Here is a 1,137-nt window from a genome sequence, read left to right on the forward strand (position 1 = left end):
TCTATTTTCGTTTAAAAGAGTCTCAATTTGGATTCTTTCTTTTAGGGTAAGTCGTCTATGCTTTTTTACTTTCATTATAACAAATCTATAATTTTAGATTTGTTGCGTTAAGTTATTGAATAGAGCTTGGTTTGTGTAAATTAACCACAACGGTCTCGTATAAGATTAGTTGCGTTGTTTAAGTAACTAATTTAGCAAATAAAAACCGAATAGAAAATCCGCGAGGATTTTCGTAAGTAGTCTAGTACCAAGCAATTAATTTTATACATTGTTGTGTGTAGTGCTTTTTTCTACCATATTTTCCAAAATGGCTTTTTATCCTTGTTCTCATTATTGCTCTTTTTTGGTGTATGGTATTTTTCGATAATCTCAAATACTCGACCATAATTATAGTCGATATTGTCAACTGCTTTTTTCCAATTTATATTTAGAATTTCAATCCGAGTGTCTATTGAACCATTCCATTTCGTACTAAATCCATTTTCCGTTAAAACAGCAATTATTTTTTCGGCAACTTCTTTCGCAAGTTTATCATCACGATTATAACTGTCAAAACCGATAAACAGCATTTTTTCTTTTCCAATTGCCCTTTCTAAATCCTGTGTATGATAATAGCAATATCCTTTAGCATTAATTCCGATTTCTTTCAGTTCCGTAATAATTTCAGAGCAGTCATCTTCTCCGTCGCTTTTCGTGTAACCTGCTTTGTGAAGAGAAACAATCTTATTTTTATTCAGTTCGTCAAAGGATTTTACCAATCTGTCAAAATCAGTTGGCTTTTCCCATTTTAAGCTATCAGCTTTATGTTTTTTTATCGACTATCGATTTCTTGTTTTAACCATTCTTCATCGAAATCACTTTCATCGTAAAACATTTCACTTATGCTTTCAAGTAAATCATCTTCGTTTTCAAACCCAAAAAGTATATCCTTTTCAAGTTGTTCTATTGCTTCGTCTTTGATTTCTTGTCTCATTTTTATTGAAGTTCAACGTTTTTTTCGCATTACACACAACGGTTTTGTGTATGGCTCGTTGCGGGAAATCCGCGAGGATTTTCCGCCGTAGAACGAAGATAGCAAATTGCAATGAATTCCGATTAGGAATTCAGCCGCAATGAGCTATACACGTTGTTGTACCA

Annotated in this window: 2 protein-coding genes; both read right to left on the reverse strand. The window is 32.8% G+C overall.

Going from position 1 to position 1,137, the window contains the following annotated elements:
- Positions 1–290 precede the first annotated feature (290 nt).
- Positions 291–758, reverse strand: a complete 468-nt coding sequence (locus tag GN138_RS15860) for a DUF6891 domain-containing protein (protein ID WP_157364972.1) — start codon at positions 756–758, stop codon at positions 291–293.
- A gap of 53 nt (positions 759–811) precedes the next feature.
- Positions 812–973: a hypothetical protein gene (locus GN138_RS15865; protein ID WP_157364973.1), complete on the reverse strand. Its 162-nt coding sequence runs from the start codon at positions 971–973 to the stop codon at positions 812–814.
- Positions 974–1,137 lie beyond the last annotated feature (164 nt).

This window comes from Winogradskyella endarachnes (assembly GCF_009741275.1).
In the GTDB taxonomy this organism is placed as follows: domain Bacteria; phylum Bacteroidota; class Bacteroidia; order Flavobacteriales; family Flavobacteriaceae; genus Winogradskyella; species Winogradskyella endarachnes.

Bases quoted from the DNA above. Each gene is read 5' to 3' on its own strand.
- GN138_RS15865 (WP_157364973.1), bottom strand. From the start codon at position 973: ATGAGACAAGAAATCAAAGACGAAGCAATAGAACAACTTGAAAAGGAT.